This is a genomic window from Polaribacter sp. Hel1_33_96 (genome assembly GCF_002846595.1).
Taxonomy (GTDB): Bacteria; Bacteroidota; Bacteroidia; order Flavobacteriales; family Flavobacteriaceae; genus Polaribacter.
The window spans coordinates 1611660-1630179 of record NZ_PJMV01000001.1; the positions used below are offsets into that span (position 1 = coordinate 1611660).

The 18520-nt window shown below is 31.8% G+C and carries 14 protein-coding genes; 10 read left to right on the forward strand and 4 right to left on the reverse strand.

Features of this window, described 5'->3' with window-relative positions; translation table 11 throughout:
* Window positions 1-9: 9 nt before the first annotated feature.
* Together ATE90_RS07135 and ATE90_RS07140 are read right to left on the reverse strand one after the other, a co-directional pair.
* Entirely contained in the window at window positions 10-1068 is a 1059-nt protein-coding gene (locus tag ATE90_RS07135; protein ID WP_254712299.1) for a chorismate-binding protein, read from the reverse strand.
* Window position 1069: 1 nt separating this feature from the next.
* Window positions 1070-1486, reverse strand: a complete 417-nt coding sequence (locus ATE90_RS07140) for a PaaI family thioesterase (RefSeq protein WP_101451134.1) — start codon at window positions 1484-1486, stop codon at window positions 1070-1072.
* Between the two features lie 72 nt (window positions 1487-1558).
* Here ATE90_RS07140 and ATE90_RS07145 point away from each other — a divergent pair, with 72 nt between their 5' ends.
* The 6 genes from ATE90_RS07145 to ATE90_RS07170 all read left to right on the forward strand — a co-directional run bounded on the left by ATE90_RS07145 (window position 1559) and on the right by ATE90_RS07170 (window position 13039).
* Window positions 1559-2059, forward strand: a complete 501-nt coding sequence (locus tag ATE90_RS07145; RefSeq protein ID WP_036785739.1) for an IS1096 element passenger TnpR family protein — start codon at window positions 1559-1561, stop codon at window positions 2057-2059.
* Between the two features lie 161 nt (window positions 2060-2220).
* Complete coding sequence (locus tag ATE90_RS07150; RefSeq protein WP_101451136.1) at window positions 2221-3120, forward strand: ABC transporter ATP-binding protein; 900 nt, start codon at window positions 2221-2223, stop codon at window positions 3118-3120.
* Between the two features lie 19 nt (window positions 3121-3139).
* Window positions 3140-3985 (forward strand): ABC transporter permease, encoded by an 846-nt coding sequence (locus tag ATE90_RS07155; protein ID WP_101451138.1) that lies wholly within the window; start codon window positions 3140-3142, stop codon window positions 3983-3985.
* A gap of 44 nt (window positions 3986-4029) precedes the next feature.
* Window positions 4030-8631: a T9SS type B sorting domain-containing protein gene (locus ATE90_RS07160; protein ID WP_180335186.1), complete on the forward strand. Its 4602-nt coding sequence runs from the start codon at window positions 4030-4032 to the stop codon at window positions 8629-8631.
* Window positions 8632-8696: 65 nt separating this feature from the next.
* Window positions 8697-10685 (forward strand): excinuclease ABC subunit UvrB, encoded by a 1989-nt coding sequence (gene uvrB / locus ATE90_RS07165; RefSeq protein WP_036785727.1) that lies wholly within the window; start codon window positions 8697-8699, stop codon window positions 10683-10685.
* 167 nt (window positions 10686-10852) lie between these two features.
* Window positions 10853-13039 (forward strand): heavy metal translocating P-type ATPase, encoded by a 2187-nt coding sequence (locus tag ATE90_RS07170; RefSeq protein ID WP_101451140.1) that lies wholly within the window; start codon window positions 10853-10855, stop codon window positions 13037-13039.
* A 73-nt stretch (window positions 13040-13112) separates the two neighbouring features.
* On the opposite strand, the gene ATE90_RS07175 is transcribed toward ATE90_RS07170, so the two are convergent.
* Together ATE90_RS07175 and sucC are read right to left on the reverse strand one after the other, a co-directional pair.
* The gene (locus tag ATE90_RS07175) at window positions 13113-13679 is read right to left on the reverse strand and encodes a hypothetical protein (protein ID WP_101451141.1); all 567 of its coding nucleotides are present in this window, start codon (window positions 13677-13679) and stop codon (window positions 13113-13115) included.
* Between the two features lie 131 nt (window positions 13680-13810).
* Window positions 13811-15010 (reverse strand): ADP-forming succinate--CoA ligase subunit beta, encoded by a 1200-nt coding sequence (gene sucC / locus ATE90_RS07180; protein ID WP_036785717.1) that lies wholly within the window; start codon window positions 15008-15010, stop codon window positions 13811-13813.
* Between the two features lie 270 nt (window positions 15011-15280).
* Here sucC and ATE90_RS13665 point away from each other — a divergent pair, with 270 nt between their 5' ends.
* The 4 genes from ATE90_RS13665 to ATE90_RS07195 all read left to right on the forward strand — a co-directional run bounded on the left by ATE90_RS13665 (window position 15281) and on the right by ATE90_RS07195 (window position 18518).
* A complete protein-coding gene (locus ATE90_RS13665; protein WP_235317727.1) occupies window positions 15281-15442 on the forward strand; it encodes a DUF5916 domain-containing protein in 162 nt (53 codons plus the stop codon).
* 90 nt (window positions 15443-15532) lie between these two features.
* Window positions 15533-16192, forward strand: coding sequence for an ABC transporter ATP-binding protein (locus ATE90_RS07185; RefSeq protein ID WP_036785714.1), 660 nt, complete (start codon window positions 15533-15535; stop codon window positions 16190-16192).
* 6 nt (window positions 16193-16198) lie between these two features.
* Window positions 16199-16963: a TIGR02757 family protein gene (locus ATE90_RS07190; RefSeq protein WP_036785711.1), complete on the forward strand. Its 765-nt coding sequence runs from the start codon at window positions 16199-16201 to the stop codon at window positions 16961-16963.
* Window positions 16964-17033: 70 nt separating this feature from the next.
* Window positions 17034-18518, forward strand: coding sequence for a S10 family peptidase (locus tag ATE90_RS07195; protein WP_036785707.1), 1485 nt, complete (start codon window positions 17034-17036; stop codon window positions 18516-18518).
* Window positions 18519-18520: the final 2 nt, after the last annotated feature.

The window sequence follows — 18520 nt, forward strand, 5'->3', positions numbered from 1 at the left end:
CGGTTTTTTCTATAAAACACGTTTCATTACTTTACTCTTTGACACGGTTTCTTCCCATTCATTTTTTGGAATACTATCTTTTGTAATACCTCCACCAACAAAAAGTGAAACATTATCATCAAGAATATTCATACATCTTAAATTCACAAACAAAGAAGAATTTTCAGTTTCAATTTTATTCTTTTGTAAATTTAATTCACCCAAAAAACCAGTATAAAAACTTCTACTGTACAACTCATTTGCTAAAATGAACTTTTTAGCATTTCCCCTTGGTAAACCGCAAACTGCAGGCGTTGGATGCAAAGCTCTAATCAACGTTTTCAATGTTGAGTTCTCATTTAGTTCTCCTGTAACTTTAGTTCTTAAATGTAATAGGCTACCGGCTTTTATCGTTTCTTTTTTATCAATTTTTAAGTTTGATGAAATTCCTGTTAATTGACTTTCAATAAAATCGGTAACCAATTGTTGCTCTTCTAATTCTTTACTTTTCCAAACGATATTTTTAGTATTTTCATAAACTTGAGTCCCTGCCAAAGACATGGTTTTAAAAGTGTTATTCTCAATATTTAATAGCGTTTCTGGAGTTGCACCAAGCCACAAACCTATTTTAGGATGAAACCAAACGTATACAAATGCATTCTGATACGTTTGCAGTAATTTTTGATAGGTTTTAATAAGATTGAAATCACTTATTTCTAAGTCTTCTTTTCTAGAAATAACTACTTTTTTTAAATCATTATTACTGATTACTTCAATCGTTTTATCAACTAATTTTATATGTTGTTCTTGAGAGCTATCATTATTACAAAAATCCTTCTCTTTAAATTTAATTGCATCAAAAGAGAGATCTTCCGAAATAAATTCGGAGTTATTTATTGGAAATAAAATTGCTTTTTGTTGATTATCAAAAGGCGCAAATACAAATCCTTTTTCAGAAAAATCATCTACAAAAAACAAGGAGTCATTATCCATAAAAAAACCAGAGATAACCGCTTCATTAGGTTTTCTATAAGCTACAAAAGGGGTTTTCTTATGATAGGAATTCGTTATTTTTTCAAAAATATTCAAGCTACTTTTTATCTAAAACAATGTTAGTTAATTTACAAATAGAAATTAGATTGTCATCCTCATCAACAATTTTAATTTCCCATAAATGTGTAGTTCTCCCTTTATGTATTGGTCTTGCAACACCAAAAACAACTCCCTCCTTTTTACTTTTTAAGTGATTAATACTTAGCTCAATTCCTTTAACAATTTTTGTTTTTGTTTCAACAAAAAGAGCAGAAGCACAACTACCTACTGTTTCAGCTAAAGCAGCCGTTGCACCTCCATGCAAAATTCCATAAGGTTGATGAACATTAGAATTTACAGGCATTTTTGCTGTAACATAATCATTACCAACATCTACAAACTCAATTTCTAAAGTTTGCATCAACGTATTTTTGTTGAGATTGTTTAAAGTTTCTAAAGTTTTTATTTTATCCATCAACATGAAATTTAAATAGTAAAAATACATATAATTTATTGTACTTTTACGCCAATATTTTGATCAATTTTTATGTATAAAATTCGCGTTATATTAGATACCAAAGAAGATGTAATTAGAACTCTTTTAGTTGATGACGGTATTAATCTAAAAGATTTACATACCATCATTACAAAAGCTTTTGGTTTTAAAGGTCAAGAAATGGCTTCTTTTTACAAAACTGATAATGAATGGAGTCAAGGAGAAGAAATTCCTTTATTTAACATGGCAGAAGCAGGTGAAGAAATTTCAATGCAAACCTGCATTTTAGAGGAAACTTTACCTGAAGTAAATAGTAAACTAATTTATGTTTATGATTTTTTAAATATGTGGACTTTTTATGTAGATATTATAGAGATTTCATTAGACAAAAGAGAAGATTTGCCCCAAACCATTTTATCCATAGGCGAAATCCCTGAAGATGCACCAGAAAAAGAATTTGTTGCAGAAAAATTAAATAATGAATTTGGTGATGAAGAAGATATTGATGATGAATTTGGTCATTTTGATGATTTCGATTATAATGAATATTAATAAAATTGTTGAAACAGAAATTACTTAATTGTTTAACGCTCTTTTACTCAACTTTTTTTTCTTTCAATTTAACAATTAAAGCTGAGCACAATTCAACTTTTTTATGTAACAAAATTGTAGCTTAGTCGTCTTACTTCTTATAACTGACTAAAACAATTTCATTGGAAACTATATTATCACTTAAAAACCTCGATAAAAAATTTGGACAAGTTCATGCTGTAAACAATCTTTCTTTTGATATACAAAAAGGAAATGTTTATGGAATTCTAGGTCCAAATGGAAGTGGAAAATCTACCACCTTAGGTATTATTTTAAATGTTGTAAACAGAACTTCTGGCGAATTTTCTTGGTTTGACGGAAAATTATCTACCCATGAAGCATTAAAAAAAGTTGGAGCCATTATTGAGCGCCCAAACTTTTATCCGTACATGACAGCTGCTCAAAATCTGAGATTAATTTGTAAAATTAAAGGAATATCAGCAGATAAAATTGATGAAAAATTAAAAGTTGTAAACCTTTTTGAGAGAAGAGATAGCAAGTTTAGAACATTCTCTTTAGGAATGAAACAACGTTTGGCAATTGCTTCTGCATTGTTAAATGACCCAGAAATTTTAATTTTAGATGAGCCTACAAATGGTTTGGATCCGCAAGGGATTCATGAAATTCGTCAAATTATAACAGAAATTGCAAGCAGCGGAACAACTATTTTATTAGCATCGCACCTTTTAGATGAAGTTGAAAAAGTGTGTTCTCATGTTGTTGTGATTAGAAATGGTATAAAACTTTATAGTGGCAGCGTTGATGAAATGACTGCTTCTAATGGTTTATTTGAGCTAAAGGTTGATGAAAATGAATATGAGCTCATAAAATTATTAGAAAATCATAATGCTATTGGGAAAGTTACTAAAGAGCATGAAACCATAATTGCCACTTTAAAAAGTGACATTTCATCTACAGAAATTAATAAATACTTGTTCGATAAAGGATTTGTGCTGTCTCATTTGGTAAAACGTAAACCAAGTTTAGAGCAACAATTTTTAGATTTAACCAACAACAACTAATCAACTAAAAGATAAAGTCATGTTTAGACTACTTACGATAGAATTTTATAAACTAAAACATAATACTGCCAGTAAAGTATTATCCATTATCTATTTTACATTACTGACCTCTATTGCATTAATTGCGGCAATAAAGTTTGATCTTGGCCCAATAAAGTTTCATTTAGCAGAAATGGGTATTTTTAATTTTCCATATATCTGGCACTTTAACACCTATGTAGCTGCTATTTTAAAATTCTTTTTATTACTAGTCATTGTTTCTATGATGGCAAATGAGTATAGTTTTAAAACTTTAAAACAGAATTTAATAGATGGTTTAAGTAAAAAAGAATTTATTTTATCCAAATTCTATGCTGTAATTGCTTTTGCTTTAATATCCACTATTTTTGTATTTGTAGTTTCACTAATCTTAGGATTATCTTATTCTGATTATAATGAACTATCAATTATTACATCAGGTTTAGAATATCTATTGGCCTTTTTTATTAAACTTGTTGGTTTTTTCTCTTTTGGATTATTTCTAGGAATACTTGTAAAGAGATCTGCTTTTGCTGTTGGTGCAATGTTAGTTTGGTTAATTGGAGAAAATATGCTAAAAGGATATTTATACTGGCAATTTAAAGGAACTGAACAAACTGGAGATAAGGTTGATTCTATTATGCAATTTCTACCTCTTGAAGCAATGTCTAATTTAATAAAAGAACCTTTTTCTAACTTAAATGCTGTTAGATCTGCAGCAAATACAATGGGTGAAACTTTTACAAAAAGTTATGCTGTAGAGTTTTCTAACATAGCAATAGTTGCTGTTTGGACTTTTATATTTATTTACTTGTCTTATGCATTGTTAAAAAAGAGGGATTTATAATACTTTTTAAATATATTTGACTCTAAGTAATGAAACAACGTCAAATGAAGAATTTTTTACCGCTATTCCTAATTTTTTTTACATTAAATACATTTTCTCAAAAAGAAGCTAACTTTTGGTATTTTGGAGAAAATGCAGGTCTAGATTTTAGTACAAATCCTCCAACAGCCCTTACTGATGGGAAAATTAATACGCTTGAAGGCTGCTCTACATTTTCTGATAAAGAAGGTAATTTATTATTTTATTCTGATGGAATAACAGTCTACGATAAAAACCACGAGGTAATGAAATATACCGACGGTTCTTTAGCCAATGATTTAAAGGGAGACCCTTCTAGTACACAGTCTGGTATGATCATCCCAAAACCAGAATCAACATCAATTTATTATTTATTTACAGTAGACGACGGTCCAAGTAATGTAGGAAATATTACCGAAGATGGAAAAGGTTTAAATGTCTATACCATAGATCTATCTAATGGTATAGGAGAAATAACAGAAGGACCTACAGATTTATCTGACGGAAAATTTAATGATTGGGAAGAAAAAGTTGCTGCCGTAAAAGGACAGGATTGCAGCACTTATTGGGTAGTATCCGTTGTTAATAATCAATTTTATTCTTACTTCATTGATGCAAGTGGATTACAAACAACCCCAGTAATATCTTCCGTTACTACCTCATCCCAAAGAAGGGGTTATTTAAAGTTATCACCAGATGGCACTAAATTAGCCATCGCCAATCAATCTGACGATGGGCAAAACTCTGCTATTTTATATGATTTCAATAACCAAACCGGAGAAGTAACTAATAATGAAACTTTTGTCATTAATGGAATCAATGATGGTGAAGCCTATGGCATAGAATTTTCTATAGATTCTAAAAAACTATATATTTCTACAGTATCTAGTTTTAGAGGAACTTTATTTAGACCAGCTGTAACATACAAACTTTTTCAATTTGATTTAACTGAAACAAACATTCCTAATTCTAAAGCAATAATTCATCAACAAATTGGCGGTAGTGCTGAATATCCAGAGGGTGGCTTTAGAGGGGCATTACAACTCGGCCCTGATGGAAAAATTTATGCCACCATCCCTGAAGCTTACTTCAATGGTTTTGCTCCTTTTCTCGATGTCATAGAAAACCCTACAGCCAATGCTGCTGATATTATATTTAAAAAAAATGCAATAGACCTAAAAGGTAAATTTTCTACCCAAGGTCTACCTCCATTTATATCTTCTTTATTATTACCCATTGAAATAAAAGATGAGGATACAAATAATGTCATAAATAATCAAGATTTACAATTTTGTGAAGGGCAGAATAAAACCATAGTTCCAGCTGCTGTTACAGGACAAAATATAAAATATACTTGGACTTTTGATAATGGAACTAGTACTATAGAAATCCCTTCTTCTGGACCAGATTACAAATTAATACTGTCTAATATTACTGAAAATGATAAAGGAGTTTATGCCTTAAAAATAACTTTAGAAGACGATTGTGGAAACAATACTGAATACAATGGGACTTTTACCGTAGATGTTTTTGAAGCAGCAACTGCAACAAAACCAAATGATATTATTTTTTGTGACACAGATAGAGATGGGTTTAATTCTTTTGATTTACAAGATGATAGTGCCGGTGAATTAAAAGATAAAATCTTAACAGGATTAGACAGCTCTAAATTTGATGTTTTATATTTTTCAGACAGTGATGATGCAAATTCTGGAGATAATGCTTTACCAAATCCATACACAAACACAACGGCATTTAGTTCACAAATAATTTATGCCAGAGTGCAAAACAAAAATGCACCTAAAGCTTGTTTTGCTATTACAGAATTTACGTTAGCCATTACCGATTTACCTGTTGCTATTCAACCAGAACCTTATAGAATCTGTGATAACTTAGAAAGTGGTCTTGATACAGATGGAATCATAAATACATTTATTTTAAACACTAAAGATTCAGAAATTCTTGGAACTTTAGATGGAATTCAATATCCTGTTAGTTATCATTCAACTCAAAATGGTGCAGAAACAAATGATATTGCTACTATAATCGATAAAAATAATTTTTATTCTGTAACCGACTCTCAACAAATTTTTATTCGAGTTGAAAACAAAGATAATACAGCTTGTTACGATGCCAACAAAACTTTAGATTTAATTGTAGATCCTTTGCCGGTTTTAAAAAACAACCCTGAATTAGAGCAATGTATAAGTGCTAATGACAATAATCCAACAGTGAATTTAACCAACGCTGAAATAAATATTTCTGAAACGACAAATGCTACTTTTGAATATTTTGAAGATGCTACTGCAACTTCTCAAATTACAAATACAACTTCATACCCCGTTCAAGTAAATACTTTACAATCTGTTTTTGTCAGAGTTACGTCACAATTTGGTTGTCCTAGAAATCTCGTAGAGTTAAAAATAAATGTGGGGAAAACTCCAGATAATCCTTACAATGAAATTCAACCTTCTGTCTGCGACGATTTTTTAGATGCTGATGGAAATGATTCTGCTGCTAATTCTGATACAGACAAAATAACGAACTTTTATTTGGATAGAAATGCCATTATTACTGGAATTGATCCTCCCATAAACACAGAAGTTTTTTTCTATGAAAATGCTGATGATAGAAATAACACTTTAAATGAAATCGATATCACTAATTACAGAAATGATATCACTAAAATTGACATCACTACTATTGCTAGCGGTATTCAGTTTCCTATTTATTATAAAATATTAAGTACCATAAACAATAATTGTGAAGGTTTAGGCGAATTTTATTTACAAATAAATACAACTCCAATTGCAAGTAATAGCACTCTTTCCCCAATCTTAGAATGTGACACTGGTGAAATTGATGGAAATTACACAAATGGAAGCAACCGAAATATTGATTTAAATCAAAAAATTGACGAACTTTTTCTTGGAACTGGTCAAAATAAAAATGACTTTGAGGTAACTTTTTATAAAACTGCACTTGCTGCTTTTTCTGGAGATACAAATAGTATTGATTACATAGATACTCCTGCCCAATTTACAAATGATGTTTCTACTGGGTTCTCTGAGAGTGATATTGTGACTCAAACAATTTTTATAAACATGCAAAATATAGTATCAGGCTGTGCAAATCCTCATACTAGTTTTGACATCATTATCAATCCTTTACCAATAATCACTAATCCAATTCCTGTTTTAGCCGTCTGTGATCTTGGAATAAAAGATGGTGATGTTAGAAATGGTCTAGCCCAAAATATTAATATCTCAATCAGAGATATCGATATTTTAGGAACTAAAAATCCTAATGATTTTACAATCACCTATCATAAAAACCAGACTGATTTAGAAGATTTATCGTCAACAGGAATAGACAAAAATAGCTATGATTCTGACCCTACAAGAGTAACAATTAATGCAACTTCAAAAATTAGTGAGGAAAGTTTATTAATCAGAATTGTAAACAATAATACTGGCTGTATTTTTGATCAATCAACACTTACTGTCGTTGTAAACCCAGAGCCAATCAGTGAAATTATTTCTAACCTTTCTGAATGTGATAATAATGAGGATGGTGACGATGCAAATGGAATTATTCAAACTATTGATTTAGATGGGAAAATTACAGAAATATTAGGAACTTCTCAAGATCCGGATGATTTTATCGTTACTTTCCATGCCAACCCTGCAGACGCTTCAACTGGCAATAGCGCTATAGATTCTCCTTACACGAACTTAAATGCAACAGAAACGATTTTTGTACGTATCCAAAATAAAGCAACCTTGTGCATAAATGATGATGCATCTTTTGATGTTATTATTAATCCTTTACCAGATTTCACCGTAACAACTCCACAAATTTTATGCTTAAATAATTTACCTTTAAATATTGCAGTAGAAAATGCAATGAATGTCTATTCATATGTTTGGAAAAATATAGATGGAGATACCATAAGCACAGCTGATAATGTTAATGTTACAGTTGGCGGAACTTATACAGTAACAGCAACCTCGACCAATGGAACATTGTGCACAAGAGAGGAAAGTATTACAATAAGCGAATCTAGTATCGCAACCTTAGAAATGAATTTTGTTACTATTGTTGATGAATCTAATAATATTGGTAGTCAAAATAATTTATCAATCTCTATTGACACCATCAATAACAATTTAGGTCCGGGAGATTATCAGTTTGCAATTCTAAATACTGATGACAATATGAGAACTCCTTTTGCTGGATATCAAGAGGAACCGATTTTCCAAAACTTAGAAGGGGGTATTTATGAAATTATTGTCAATGACAAAAACGGTTGTTCTCCAGACACAAAGTTATTAGTTTCCGTAATTCAATTTCCTAAATTCTTTACACCAAACTCTGATGGAGAGAATGATTATTGGGTGGTTAAAGGGGCTAACAAAACTTTTTATCCTAATAGTAGTATTAATATTTTTAATAGGTATGGAAAACTAGTAGCACAATTACAAATTGATGACCAAGGTTGGGACGGCACATATAATGGAAAAACACTTTCTTCTGATGATTATTGGTTTAGCGTTACCTTAATCCCTGCAGATAAAACAAAACCAACGATCAACAAAAAAGGGAATTTTTCATTGATTAGAAAATAAATATTGCTTTTTAAATCTTAAATAAATACGGATACTTTTTTACAAAGTATCCGTATTTTTACAGTATGGAATTTAAATTGATATCAGAATTTTCTCCAACAGGAGATCAACCCCAAGCGATTAAAGAACTTGCACAAAATATACTTGGAGGTGAAAAATTTCAAACCTTATTAGGAGTAACTGGTTCAGGTAAAACTTTTACCGTGGCTAATGTTGTAAAGGAAGTCAAAAAACCAACGTTAGTTTTAGCTCATAATAAAACATTAGCAGCTCAATTATATTCGGAGTTTAAACAATTTTTTCCTGAAAATGCTGTAGAATATTTTGTTTCTTATTACGACTATTATCAGCCAGAGGCATACATTCCTGTAACAGGAACCTATATTGAAAAAGATTTATCTATTAATGAGGATATAGAGCGTTTGCGTTTAAGCACCACCTCTTCCCTACTTTCTGGTAGACGAGATGTTTTAGTTGTGGCGTCAGTTTCTTGTTTATACGGAATTGGAAATCCTACAGAATTTAAGAAAAACGTAATTCCTGTTGAAGTTGGTCAGCAAATAGCACGTACAAAGTTTTTACACCAACTTGTTCAAAGTTTATATTCTAGAACAGAAGTAGACATTAAAAGTGGAACTTTTAAAGTTAAAGGTGATGTGGTAACTATATACCCTTCTTATGGTGATAATGGATATAGGATACACTTTTTTGGAGATGAAATTGAAGAAATAGAATCTTTTGATTTAGAGAGCAACGCAATAATTGAAAGCTTTCAAGAACTCACTATTTATCCTGCAAACCTGTTTGTAACTTCTCCTGATGTTTTACAAAATGCCATTCATCAAATCCAAGAAGATATGATGAAACAAGTTGATTATTTTAAAGAAATAGGCAAACATTTAGAAGCAAAACGTCTAAAAGAACGCACAGAATTTGATCTTGAAATGATTCGTGAACTTGGATATTGTTCAGGAATTGAAAACTACTCACGTTATTTAGATGGTCGTGAACCTGGAACAAGACCTTTCTGTTTGTTAGACTATTTTCCTGATGATTACTTAATGGTAATTGATGAAAGCCATGTAACTATTCCACAAACTCATGCCATGTATGGAGGCGATAGAAGTAGAAAAGAAAACTTGGTAGAATATGGATTTAGATTACCTGCAGCTATGGACAATCGTCCTTTGAAATTTGATGAATTTGAAGCAATACAAAATCAAACCATTTTTGTAAGCGCAACTCCTGCAGATTACGAACTGCAGAAAACAGAGGGCGTATTTGTAGAACAAATAATTAGACCAACGGGTTTATTAGATCCAATTATAGAAATTCGCCCAAGTTTGAATCAGATTGATGATTTAATTGAAGAAATTCAGATTCGTGTTGAGAAAGACGAACGGACTTTAGTTACAACCTTAACTAAAAGAATGGCAGAAGAACTAACAAAATATCTTGCTAGAGTTGATATTCGATGTAGATACATTCATTCTGATGTAGATACTTTAGAGCGTGTGGAAATCATGCAAGATTTACGTAAAGGTTTATTTGATGTTTTAATTGGCGTAAATCTTTTAAGAGAAGGTTTAGACTTACCAGAAGTATCTTTGGTTGCTATTTTAGATGCTGATAAAGAAGGTTTTCTAAGAAGTCATAGATCTATAACACAAACAGTGGGTAGAGCAGCGAGAAACATCAATGGTTTAGCAATTTTATATGCTGATAAAATGACCAATAGCATGCAAAAAACTATCGATGAAACAGACAGGAGAAGAGAAAAGCAAATAGCATATAATTCTAAACACAACATCACTCCTACTCAGATTAACAAAAAAATTGATGACACCTTATCTAAATCTGCAGTTTCTAGTTATCATTATGATAATGCAAAACAAGTTGCTGCTGAACAAGATTTACAGTACTTACCAAAAGAAGAAATAGAGAAACGTATTAGACAGAAACGCAAGCATATGGAAGCTGCAGCGAAAGAATTAGACTTTATTGTGGCTGCAAAATTGCGTGATGAAATTGCTGTTTTGAGAGAGCAATTATAACTATTTTTTTTATTTCTAAAAGATCAAAAATATTGCTTCATTAGATCTATTGAACTTATTTCAGTAACGACTGATAAAAGTCATTGAAATACTGCTATATAAGAGATAACTTTCTCCTGTGCCCAAAAAAGGAATTCGAAATTATTCAAAGTACCTATAAATTAAACATGTATAAACTCAATATTGAAGTAGAGAAAAATCAGCATGCACAAGAATATAGCAGTATTGAGCAAGTTTTAAGAAAAAAAAGAGGAATTTATAATGTTTCTATTTCAGCTTTAGGAGTGATACAATTGGAATGGAATGCTCAACAAACAAGTCAATCTGACATTATTAAATCAGTTAAAAAACTAGGTTTAAATATTGTCAGTGTCAAAACTGATAATGAGCAACCGAACAAAAAAGATAGTGCAAACACTTATCTCCATATTCTAGGAGAAAATACGGAACTTTATTTCTCAATTATAAGCGGAATCTGCTGGGTTCTAGGGGCTATTTTTTCTTTTACCTCTATCTCTAATAATATGGCTACCACCCTTTTTATTATTGGAGCTGTCTTCGGAGGTTTTTTTACCTTTATTACTGCGGGTAAAGGTTTACTTAGAAGAAAGTTTCAAATAGATTTTCTAATGGTTTTCGCGGCAATAGGGGCTTCCGTTTTAGGTAAGTGGGGTGAAAGTGCTTTATTACTTTTTTTATTTAGTTTGGGCCATGCCTTGGAGCATTATGCCATGAAACGAGCGAGAAAATCTATTGCAGCACTTTCTGATTTAGTTCCTAATGTCGCTTTAGTCAAATACAATGGTAGATTGATTGAAGTGCCTGTCGAGCATCTGAATATAGGCGATGTTATTGTTGTCAAACCTAATTCTAAAATCGGAGCGGACGGTGTTGTTGCAGAAGGATCAAGCCCCGTCAATCAGGCATCTATAACAGGTGAAAGTATGCCAGTCGATAAATACTCTTGTCTCAATTGGAAAAATGAAGAAGATATAAAAAAAATACTACCAGAACACAGAGTTTTTGCAGGTACAATGAATGGCAGCGGAGTACTAGAAATTAAAGTCTTGAAGCAAGCAAAGGATAGCACCCTTTCTCGATTAATTACTTTAGTAAAAGAAGCCGAAACACAAAAGTCACCAACACAACACCTCACCGATAAGTTTGAAAAATACTATGTTCCTTCCGTTTTAGTTTTAGTAATATTTTTATTATTCACTTTCCTAGTTATTGATGAAACCTTTCAACAGAGTTTTTACAGAGCCATGTCTGTATTAATTGCTGCTTCCCCTTGCGCATTAGCCATTTCGACTCCAAGTGCTGTATTGGCAGGAATTGCAAAAGCTGCCCATCATGGGGTATTAATTAAAGGTGGTAGACCTCTAGAAGAGTTAGGAAGATTAAGTGCAATTGCTTTTGACAAAACTGGAACGCTAACAGAAGGCAGGCCTACCCTAACACATGCGATTCCATTTGGAACTATTAGTAAAACACATTTATTAAAAGTCGCCATTGCAGTGGAGACATTAAGTGACCATCCTTTGGCTACGGCTATCGTTGAGGGAGGAAAAAAAGAATTAGGAAATATCGATATTCCTGCGGCAGAAAATTTAAAAGCATTAATTGCAAGAGGCATTCAGGCAAATTGGAATGGCTGTTTGGTGCATATTGGGAATCGAAGACTTTTTGAAGAGTTAACTGGGAAAAAAATCCCTCAAGAGATGAACCTAAAAATGTCGGAACTCGAATCAGGTGGACATACCTCTATGATTATTCATCAAGATGACACCTACCTAGGTATTATTTCAGTAATGGATATTGCGCGTCCTGAAGCCATTACTACCCTATCCACTTTAAAAAAAATGGGAATTAAACGAATGATTATGCTCACAGGAGATAATCAAAAAGTAGCGGATGCAATCGCTAAAAATATAGGAATAACCGACCCAATGGGTGATCTACTCCCAGAAGATAAAGTGCAAGCAATAGAACAACTAAAAAAGCGAGAAGGTAGTGTCGCAATGGTGGGAGATGGAGTTAATGATGCTCCAGCCATGGCAAAAAGTACAGTAGGTATTGCTATGGGAGCTGCAGGTTCAGATGTTGCTTTAGAAACAGCAGATATTGCTTTGATGGCCGATAAGCTAGATAATCTTCCATTTGCTATTGGTCTTAGTAGAAAAGCAAAACTAATCATAAAGCAAAACTTAATTATCAGTTTAAGCATGGTCGCTCTTTTGGTTCCTTTGACGATCATGGGAACAATAGCAATCGGACCGGCCGTGGTTGGTCATGAGGGTTCTACCCTAATTGTTGTTATAAATGCTTTGCGGCTATTGAAATACGAAATATAAAAAAGAGTTTATTCAGAAATAATGCAAAACATCATATTTAGCTTATTCATAATAGAAGAAACTTACTACATAACTAGTACTTTTTTTCACCCCAAGGAGCACTAGGCGTTTCAATTTCTTTTGTTAAATCGAATTTTACAGAAAAGAACCTATCCGTTCCTATTCTTCTTAAATTATAAGTAAAACTTGTTTCATCTAGAGTAACCCACCAAACATTATTAGAAGCATAAGAAATTAAGCTAGATGTTTCCTGATCTGCTGGAAAAAATTGAATATCTGCTAAACCAGTATTTGGATTAGAACCACCATATTGTGTTATCTTATCTTCAGAACCATCTTTATGTCTATGATCGTGTTTTAAAGTAATTAAGTTATCCTCACTCATTGTAAAATCCCAGGTTCTAGATTTATCATCACCAACAAAAAAAGGAATTCTGATAGTTCTTTCTTGACAAGAACGAACATGCATCACTAATTTTTCTCCTGTAAAACCATCTCCTTCTTTCGCTCCTGCAAGTATTTTTCCTTCATATGCCTTGCCACAATGTTCTTGTAAAGTATTCCAAAATAATACTGAATTTGGCACTTCCTGCGCGATTAATTGTAATGGAAACAGCAATAAAAATAAAATTTTTTTCATGATTTATGCATTATTTGAGCTTTACAATATAAATCAAAAATATCAATACTAACCTTTTTACCTTCAATCAACTTAAAAATAAAAAGCCTCACAAAATTGTGAGGCTTTAAATATATTATTAAAAGAAACTTTTATGAAGCTTCTAAAACTTCTTGCACTTTGTCTGCAGCTTCTTGAAATTCTGTAGCCGAAATAATTTCCATTCCAGAATTGTCAATTAATTCTTTTGCTTCTTTAGCATTTGTACCTTGTAATCTGCAAATGATTGGCACATTAATTTTGTCTCCCATACTTTTGTATGCATCTACAACACCTTGTGCAACTCTATCACAACGAACAATTCCACCAAATATATTTACTAAAATTGCTTTTACAGCAGGGTCTTTTAAAATAATACCAAAAGCAGTTTCAACTCTTTGCGCATCAGCAGTACCACCAACATCTAAAAAGTTAGCAGGTTCACCACCAGATTCCTTAATTAAATCCATGGTTCCCATTGCCAAACCAGCTCCGTTTACCATACAACCAACATTTCCATCTAAATCTACATAGTTTAAACCAGCAGCTTTTGCTTCTACTTCAATTGGGTTTTCCTCACGTAAATCACGCATCGCTGCATAATCTTTATGACGGTATAACGCATTTTCATCCAAAGAAACTTTAGCATCAACAGCCATTATTTTAGAGTCTGAAGTTTTTAAAACAGGATTTATTTCAAACATAGCTGAGTCAGACTTAATATACGCTGTGTATAAAGCTGTCACAAATTTTGTCATTTCCTTAAAAGCCATTCCAGAAAGTCCTAAATTAAAAGCAACTTTACGTGCTTGAAATGGCATAATACCTAATAAAGGATCTATTTCTTCTGTAAAAATTAAATGTGGCGTTTCTTCTGCGACAGTTTCTATGTCCATTCCACCTTCTGTAGAATACATAATCATATTTTTACCAGTAGCTCTGTTTAAAAGTACAGACATATAATATTCATCTGGCTCTCCATCACCAGGGTAGTAAACATCTTCACAAATTAAAACTTGATTTACCAACTTTCCTTCAGCTGAAGTTTGAGGGGTAATCAACATCATTCCCAAAATATCGTCAGAAATACTTAGTACTTGGTCTAAGTTTTTAGCCAACTTTACTCCACCACCTTTTCCTCTACCACCAGCATGAACCTGAGCTTTTATAACATGCCAACCAGTTCCTGTGTCTTCTGTCAGTTTTTTTGCTGCAGCAACTGCTTCAGCAGGAGTGCTAGCAACAATTCCTCTTTGAATTCTAACTCCAAAACTATTTAATATTTCTTTTCCTTGATATTCGTGTAGGTTCATTTGTTTCTTGTTTAAACTGAGCACAAAAATACAAATTCAAAAAAGAAAGTTTACAAATTTTTTGATAAAATTATCTGATGTAAATAATATTCAGATTACTACATTTTTCTCGCAGTTATCCTCGTCTATTTTTTTAATTATTTTCTAATACGTCCGTTTTGAAAACTCAAATTTATTCCGAGATTTAATTAACAGTTAATAGCTGTAAAACTTTAAATCTTAATCCAAACGATTTCGAAATTCTATTAAGTAATAAACAACAAACCATTTATGGAAGTGGAGGCTGGAGAACGTTACAGCCCTCACAAAAATTTATCAGATTTAGATTTCTTTGAAAACCTTGGCAATTTGTTTGAACAACTGCAAAGACACACGGTTTTTATAAGATATGTTTATTTTATAGATTATAACAAACTAAAAGCTGTATTTTAACTCATAAGTGTCCACTATCTTCAATAAAAATGGATCTACTTCGCAAAGTATATCCGTTTTTTTATACATTCGTATTTCGATATAAAAATTATGATTTTAGGTAAAAACATCCATAAATACTTTGGAGATATTCAAGTTTTAAAAGGCCTTGATTTACATATTAAAAGAGGAGAAATAGTTGCTATTGTTGGTCCGTCTGGAGCAGGAAAAACAACTTTATTGCAAATATTGGGTACGTTAGACAAACCTTTAAAAGAAAAAGAGTATGAATTATCTATAAATAATATTTCACTTAAAAATCTTTCGGATAAAGAATTATCAGAATTCAGAAACAATCAAATTGGTTTTATTTTTCAATTTCATCAATTGTTACCAGAATTTACCGCTTTAGAAAATGTTTGTATTCCTGCCTATATTGGTAAAAAGAATAAAAAAGAAACGGAAATAAGAGCAAAAGAATTGCTAGAATTTTTAGGCCTTTCTCATAGAATTGATCATAAACCAAATGAACTTTCTGGAGGTGAGCAACAAAGAGTTGCCGTTGCAAGAGCACTCATTAACAATCCATCGGTTATATTAGCTGATGAACCTAGTGGAAATTTAGATAGTGAATCCGCCAAAAACTTGCATGAACTATTTTTTAAACTTCGTGATAAATTTGGACAAACCTTCATTTTAGTTACTCATAATGAAGAACTTGCAGAAATGACAGATAGAAAACTAACCATGATAGACGGTAAAATTGTTTAATTTTTGATGACACTAAAAGAACTCAAAGAATTTTTAGATGAAAAAGTTATTCTGTATAACAACCCAAAATTTATTGAGTCTGATCCGATACAAATTCCACATCAATTTTCCAAAAAAGAAGATATTGAAATTGCTGCTTTTTTAACAGCTACCATTTCGTGGGGAAACAGAAAGATGATTATTAAAAACGCCTTTAAAATGATGGAATTATTAGGCAACTCTCCTTATGATTTTGTTTTAAATCATCAAGAAAAAGATTTAGATAGACTCCATAACTTTGTTCACAGAACATTTAACTATATTGATTTTCAACAATTCATAAAATCACTGCAACATATTTACAAAAATCATGATGGATTGGAAAACGTACTTTTGATTAAAGATAAATCAACAAATTATCAAACAGCAATCAATCAGTTTAAAAGTGTATTTTTTGAAATTGACCATCAACAAAGAACACAGAAACATGTTTCTGATCCTTTAAAAAACTCTGCAGCAAAACGTATAAACATGTTTTTAAGATGGATGGTTAGAGAGGATAAGGCAGGTGTAGATTTTGGTATTTGGAAGACGCACAAACCAGCGAATTTATCTTGTCCTTTAGATGTCCATTCTGGCAATGTTGCAAGAAAATTAAAGCTGCTTTTAAGAAAACAAAATGATTGGAAAGCACTATCTGAACTTGACAAAAACTTACGAAAATTAGACAAGTATGATCCAGTAAAGTATGATTTTGCTTTATTTGGATTGGGGGTTTTTGAAAAGTTTTAATAAGAAATTAACAACTGTTTTAAATATTGCTTTATTTGTAATAAATTGGTCTATCTAAAATTTTTACAAAATGAAAATATATACCTATTTAATTCTTTTTTTTCTTAGCTTTTCTTTTAATGCTCAAGATAACAGAATTCCGTTAGATACAACAATTGTTACCTTAAATTCAGTTACAATTAAAGGAAAAAAAGTTCCCTACAAAGCTATAACAGGCATGCAACCTGTTTGGAACAGTAATGGAAAAATTGTTGCTTCTTTATATTATACTTATTATTCAAGAACTGACATTAAAGATAAATCTAGAAGGCCGATTATAATGTCTTTTAATGGAGGTCCAGGATCTGCATCCGTTTGGATGCATATTGCATATACTGGTCCTAAAATTTTAAAAATTGATGACGAAGGAAATCCAATACAGCCTTATGGGATAAAGGACAACCCATATTCTGTTTTAGACGAAGCAGATATTGTATTTATAAACCCTGTTAATACCGGTTATTCGCGACCTGTGATTGGAAAAGGAGAAAAAATAGATAAAAAATACTTCTTTGGTGTAAATGCTGATGCAAAATATTTAGCAGATTGGTTAACAACCTTCATGACACGAAATAATCGTTGGTTATCACCTAAATATATTATTGGAGAAAGCTATGGAGGAACTCGTGTTATGCAGCTAGCAAACGAATTACAGAGCAGACAATGGATGTATTTAAACGGAGTAATCATGGTTTCTCCTGCGGATTATAAAATCATTAGATCTGGTGCCTCAGAAGATATTTCTATGAATTTACCATACTTTACAGCAACTGCTTGGTATCATAAAATGCTACCTGAAGATCTACAGCAGAAAGATTTAGAAGAAATTTTACCAATGGCAGAACTTTTTTCTTATAATGAACTTCTTCCAGCAATATCAAAAGGAGGGAACATTTCTGACGCAGAAAGAAATCGTGTTGCTGAGAAAATGGCTCGATTTACAGGAATTAAAAAAGAGGTGCTTTTACAGCAGAATTTAGAAATGATACCGAGTTTCTTCTGGAAAGAACTTTTACGCGATAAGAATGGAAAAACTATTGGACGATTAGATAGCAGATATCTGGGAGTTGATAGACAAGAAATTGGAACAAGTCCTGATTATAGTCCAGAATTAACATCCTGGTTACATTCTTTTACACCTGCAATAAACCATTATACACAAAATATTTTAAAATTTAAAACAGATGTAAAATATAATATGTTCGGCCCTGTTCGTCCCTGGGATTTTGAAAATGAAAATGCTCGTGAAAACTTACGGAAAGCCATGGCTCAAAATCCATACTTACAAGTTTTAGTTCAATCTGGATATTATGACGGTGCAACTACATACTCTGTTGCAAAATATACCATGGGAAAAATTGATCCTAGTGGAAAAATGAAAAATAGAATGAGTTTTAAAGGATACAGAAGCGGACATATGATGTATTTGCGGAAAGAAGATTTAGAAAAATCGAACGAAGATTTACGTATTTTTATTAAAAAAAGTTCAAGAAATATTGGACCCGCTAAATATTAATT

What these genes read in the sequence shown, in the direction of transcription:
- ATE90_RS07140 (WP_101451134.1), bottom strand. Translation starts at nt 1,486, where the DNA reads ATGGATAAAATAAAAACTTTAGAAACTTTAAACAATCTCAACAAAAAT.
- ATE90_RS07155 (WP_101451138.1), top strand. Translation starts at nt 3,140, where the DNA reads ATGTTTAGACTACTTACGATAGAATTTTATAAACTAAAACATAATACT.
- ATE90_RS07175 (WP_101451141.1), bottom strand. Translation starts at nt 13,679, where the DNA reads ATGAAAAAAATTTTATTTTTATTGCTGTTTCCATTACAATTAATCGCG.
- uvrB (WP_036785727.1), top strand. Translation starts at nt 8,697, where the DNA reads ATGGAATTTAAATTGATATCAGAATTTTCTCCAACAGGAGATCAACCC.
- ATE90_RS07145 (WP_036785739.1), top strand. Translation starts at nt 1,559, where the DNA reads ATGTATAAAATTCGCGTTATATTAGATACCAAAGAAGATGTAATTAGA.
- sucC (WP_036785717.1), bottom strand. Translation starts at nt 15,010, where the DNA reads ATGAACCTACACGAATATCAAGGAAAAGAAATATTAAATAGTTTTGGA.
- ATE90_RS07190 (WP_036785711.1), top strand. Translation starts at nt 16,199, where the DNA reads ATGACACTAAAAGAACTCAAAGAATTTTTAGATGAAAAAGTTATTCTG.
- ATE90_RS07170 (WP_101451140.1), top strand. Translation starts at nt 10,853, where the DNA reads ATGTATAAACTCAATATTGAAGTAGAGAAAAATCAGCATGCACAAGAA.
- ATE90_RS07185 (WP_036785714.1), top strand. Translation starts at nt 15,533, where the DNA reads ATGATTTTAGGTAAAAACATCCATAAATACTTTGGAGATATTCAAGTT.
- ATE90_RS07160 (WP_180335186.1), top strand. Translation starts at nt 4,030, where the DNA reads ATGAAGAATTTTTTACCGCTATTCCTAATTTTTTTTACATTAAATACA.
- ATE90_RS13665 (WP_235317727.1), top strand. Translation starts at nt 15,281, where the DNA reads ATGGAAGTGGAGGCTGGAGAACGTTACAGCCCTCACAAAAATTTATCA.
- ATE90_RS07195 (WP_036785707.1), top strand. Translation starts at nt 17,034, where the DNA reads ATGAAAATATATACCTATTTAATTCTTTTTTTTCTTAGCTTTTCTTTT.